This window comes from Streptomyces sp. SID14436 (genome assembly GCF_010548465.1).
GTDB lineage: Bacteria > Actinomycetota > Actinomycetes > Streptomycetales > Streptomycetaceae > Streptomyces.
Genome location: NZ_JAAGMD010000035.1, coordinates 1 through 4,205 on the forward strand (window position 1 = coordinate 1; position 4,205 = coordinate 4,205).

At 75.1% G+C, this 4,205-nt stretch carries 4 protein-coding genes and 1 pseudogene; 1 reads left to right on the top strand and 4 read right to left on the bottom strand.

Going from position 1 to position 4,205, the window contains the following annotated elements; genetic code table 11:
- From pcaB to pcaH, 3 genes are all read right to left on the bottom strand, one after another.
- Positions 1-976: 3-carboxy-cis,cis-muconate cycloisomerase (gene pcaB, locus G3I53_RS01440; protein WP_164437946.1), on the bottom strand; the 976-nt coding region annotated here is incomplete at its 3' end.
- Positions 973-1,587: a protocatechuate 3,4-dioxygenase subunit alpha gene (gene pcaG / locus G3I53_RS01445; RefSeq protein ID WP_164338442.1), complete on the bottom strand. Its 615-nt coding sequence runs from the start codon at positions 1,585-1,587 to the stop codon at positions 973-975. The genes pcaG and pcaB, both read right to left, overlap by 4 nt.
- Positions 1,588-1,590: 3 nt before the next feature.
- Positions 1,591-2,370: a protocatechuate 3,4-dioxygenase subunit beta gene (gene pcaH, locus G3I53_RS01450; RefSeq protein WP_164338441.1), complete on the bottom strand. Its 780-nt coding sequence runs from the start codon at positions 2,368-2,370 to the stop codon at positions 1,591-1,593.
- A 224-nt stretch (positions 2,371-2,594) separates the two neighbouring features.
- Between pcaH and G3I53_RS01455 the strand changes: the two are divergent.
- Positions 2,595-3,032: pseudogene (locus G3I53_RS01455) on the top strand (MarR family transcriptional regulator); the annotation flags it as partial.
- A 313-nt stretch (positions 3,033-3,345) separates the two neighbouring features.
- Here G3I53_RS01455 and G3I53_RS01460 read toward each other — a convergent pair.
- On the bottom strand, positions 3,346-4,205 hold an 860-nt coding region (locus G3I53_RS01460), incomplete at its 5' end, for a DUF3048 domain-containing protein (protein ID WP_164437947.1).

The window sequence follows — 4,205 nt, forward strand, 5'->3', positions numbered from 1 at the left end:
CGGCGTGCCAGGCGCCGGCCGGCCGCTCGTCCTCGGCGACCAGCGCCCCGTACAGGGTGGCCGCGAGCTGCGGCGCGCGCCGGGCCGCCGCCGCGACGAGCGTCGCACGCACCGGGTTGGACTTGTGCGGCATGGCCGACGAGCCGCCGCCGCTGCCCTCGGAGACCTCCGCGATCTCCGTGCGGGACAGGGTGAGCACGTCCGCCGCCAGTTTGCCCAGCGCCCCCGCCGTGAACGCCAGACAGCCCGCCAGGTCGGCGACCGGGGTGCGCAGCGTGTGCCAGGGCAGTCCGGGCGCCCGCAGCCCGAGTTCGCGGGCGTAGACGGCGGGCAGTTCGGTCGCGTTGTGTGCGCCGTACGCCGTGAACGCGGCCAACGTCCCTGCCGCGCCGCCGAGTTGGGCGGGCAACGCGTCGCGGACCGCCGTCACCCGGTCCCGGGCGTCGAGCACCAGCGACCGCCAGCCGGCGGCCTTCAGGCCGAACGTCGTCGGCACGGCGTGCTGGGTGAGGGTGCGGCCCGGCAGCACGGTGTCCCGGTGCTCGACGGCCAGCCGGGCGAGCGCCCGCTGCGCACGGCCCAGGTCGTCGGCCACCGGGCCCAGGGTGCGGTGCGCGACCAGCATCATCGCCGTGTCCATGATGTCCTGGCTGGTGGCGCCCCGGTGGACCTGCGGGCCGTACTCCTCCCCGGCCGCCCGGGTCAGGTCGGCGACCAGCGGGATCACCGGGTTCCCGCCGTCGCGGGCCCGTTCGGTGAGCGAGGCGAGGTCGAAGCGGCCGGTGTCGGCTGCCGCCCGGGTCACCGCCTCGGCGGCCTCGGCGGGGGCCAGACCCAGGGCGGCGTGCGCGCGGGTCAGTGCGGCCTCCGCGTCGAGCAGCGCGCGCAGGATCGCGTCGTCACCGGTCGTGGCGGCGGCGGGGGAACCGGTCCACCCGGGGGCGAGCAGACCGGTACCGGATGCGGCTGATGTCACTGGAACTCCAGGAAGACCGTCTCGCCTTCGCCCTGAAGGCGGATGTCGAAACGGTACGCGGCGCGGCCCTCGGCCACGGCGATCAGCGTGTCGCGGCGGTCCGCGTCGAGCCGGGACAGCAGCGGGTCGGCCGCGAGCGCCGCCGGGTCGTCCGGCAGGTGGATCCGGGTGAACAGGTGGACCAGCAGACCGCGCGCGAACACGCAGACACTGAGGTACGGGGCGTGGCGTCCCCGGGCGCCGGGGCGCAGGGTGCGGACGTACCAGTGACCGTCGGCGTCGGTCTGGATCCGGCCGAAACCGGTGAACTCCACGCCGTTGCGGCCGAGATGACCACCGCGCGCCGGGTCCCTGCGCATCGACCCGTCGACCGCGGGCACCGCTCCCCGGGGATCCGGTCCCCACACCTCCAGCAGCGCGTCCGGCAGCGGACGGCCCGCGCCGTCGAGGACGTACCCGTGCACGGTGATCCCGTCGGGGTGCCCCAGGGGCGCGATGTCCTCACCGCCGGGGAACGGCAGCGCGTGGCCGTAGAACGGGCCGACGGTGTGCGAGGGGGTGGGCAGCGCGGTCCGGGCGCCGCCGGTGTCGTCGTGTGCCCCGTGCGTCATGGGTCAGCGTCCTTCCTCGGTCCAGGTGGCCCGCGGCCCGTCCAGCACGATGTCCCAGCGGTATCCCAGGGAGAACTCCGGCACCGACAGGTTGTGGTCGTAGGCGGCGACCAGGCGCTGCCGTGCCGCGTCGTCCGTCACCGACTGCAGGATCGGGTCGTGCGGGAAGAGCGGATCGTGGGGGAAGTACATCTGCGTCACGAGCCGCTGGGTGAACGCCGTGCCGAAGACGGAGAAGTGGATGTGCGCCGGCCGCCAGGCGTTGAGGTGGTTGCGCCAGGGGTAGGGGCCGGGCCGGACGGTGGTGAACCGGTAGGTGCCCTCGGCGTCGGTGAGGGTGCGGCCCACGCCGGTGAAGTGGGGGTCCAGCGGCGCGTCGTGCTGCTCGCGCCGATGCGCGTACCGCCCGGCCGCGTTGGCCTGCCAGATCTCCACCAGCTGCCCGGTGACGGGGCGTCCGTCGCGGTCCAGGAGACGCCCGGAGACGGTGATGCGCTCCCCGATGGGCTCCCCGGTGTGCTGCCGGGTGAGGTCGTTGTCGACGTCGGTGACGTCCCGGTCCCCGAACGCGGGGGAGGAGAGTTCGACCAGCTCCGGGTCCCGGCTCACGTCGATGGTGACCGGAGGGCGCAGGGGGTGGCGCAGGGCGGAGGAGCGGTAGGGGGCGTAGTCCCGGCGCGGATGGTGCTCGACGGGCGCCCCGTCGGCGGTCCGCCGCTGGTACGCGGCGTGCGCGGCCGCGATCTCCCGGTCTATGTCCGCCTGGGTGGGCGCGTCGGTCATGGCAGGGCTCTCCCCGGTCCGGTCAGGGCTTCGGGTGCTTCGGGCGCCGAATCAGTCAGGGCACTGAGTATTTAGCAAGGCGCCGCATACGCTGCCATCGCGCCGGGCTGGACGTCAACACCCCGGAAGACGCAGGGTGCTGTCGGCGAGCGTAGGACTGACAGGGGGCGGGAGGGTCCTGGTAGCGTTCAGTGCACAGATCAATGTCGAGCGTGGGAGCGCGCATGGCGGCGGTGGACCTCGCCACCCATCCCGGGCACCTGGCCCGGCGGCTCCAGCAGGCGCACCACCTGCTGTGGAACACGATGGTCTCGGAGGACGTCACCTCGCCCCAGTACGCCGTCCTCAACGCCCTCGTCGCCGAACCGGGCCTGGACCAGCGCACGGTGGGGGAGAGGGTCGGCCTCGACCGGTCGACCATCGCCGAGGTGGTCGCCCGGCTCGTCCGGCGGGGGCTGCTCGGCAAGGACCGCGACCCCCGGGACGGCCGGCGTTTCCTGCTGCACCCGACCGCGGACGGTGAGCGCACCCACCGCAGGCTCACCGTGCGCACCGCGCGGATGAACCGGGTCTTCCTCGCCCCTCTCGACGCCGCCGAACAGGCGGTCTTCATCGACCTGGTCCGCCGCGTCGCCGACGCCGCCGAAAGCCTGCGCCACCCGGACGGCCCCGACACCCCGGACGGCCCCGACACCCCGGACCGCTCCGACACCCCGGACGGCCGCGTCACCTCGGACGGCCGTGACGCTCTGGACGGCCGCGACGCCCCGGACGGCCCCGACACCCCGGACCGCTCCGACACCCCGGACTGCCGCGACGCCCCGGACCGCCCCGACACCCCGTACCGCCCCGGCGCCCCGCACGGCCCCGACCGCCCGCGCGGTACCTAGGCCCCGCCCCGCACGCCCCCGCCCCGCATGCCCCCGTCCCCACCCGTCCGCCCACCGCGCACGGGCGCCGGACGCGCCCGTCCGGTCACGGCGCCTCGGCGTACACCACCCAGACCTGGCCGCGCGCGAAATCGACCGGCGTGCCGTCGTCGGTGGTGAAGCGGGTGCCGTCCTCCGCCTCCGGGCGGTTCCAGCCGACGTCGTAGGCCCGCCCGTCGCGCAGCACCGTGGCCCGGCCGGAGCCGACGGTCTCGGTGTAGGGCGTGTTGTTGCCGAGGAAGTCGTGGTAGTCGGACGGCCGTACCGTCACGTACTGCACCACCACGGTCGCGGGCGCGATCGGCTGCCCCTGCGCGGTGGTCGCCGGGGTGCCGTCCATGGTGACCAGCCACCGGTCACGGGCGCCGGACCAGGTGAAGGTGAAGCGGGCCGCGGGATAGGACACCGTCCGGGTCCGCTCCGGTTCGCCGCCCCTGGGGGGCGGGCCGTAGCGGAAGCCGGTGGTCAGGGCGTCCCGGCCGGGCTCCTCGGGCAGCAGGCGCCCGGCCCGCAGGTACAGGTTGTGCGGGGCCGCCCGGTCGGTGCGGCGGACGTACATCCCCTCGGCCGTCTCGGGGGTGAGAGGGGTGAGCGGCGCGCCCTCGATCTCCGGCATCAGCTTGCTCTGCGCCCCTGAGAAGGCCAGCACCGGCCGCTCGAACTGGCGCAGCAGCTCCAGGTCGGACTCCCGGGCGCTGCGCACCGGTCCGACGGACTCCGGGACCCGGGTGGCGTACACCGCCATCAGGCGGCTCAGACCGCCCTCGACCTGCTCGACGTACACCACGTCGGCGTCCTCCAGGCCCGTGTGCGGGCGGGCCGTACGGGCGTTGTCCAGCTTCACGGCGAGGACCGGAGCGCTGTCCGCCGCGGTGGGCGGCGGCTGCTGGGACGGCCGGCGGGACG

Excerpts from the sequence above, each read along its gene's own strand:
- pcaH (WP_164338441.1), bottom strand. The coding sequence starts at position 2,370 with ATGACCGACGCGCCCACCCAGGCGGACATAGACCGGGAGATCGCGGCC.
- pcaG (WP_164338442.1), bottom strand. The coding sequence starts at position 1,587 with ATGACGCACGGGGCACACGACGACACCGGCGGCGCCCGGACCGCGCTG.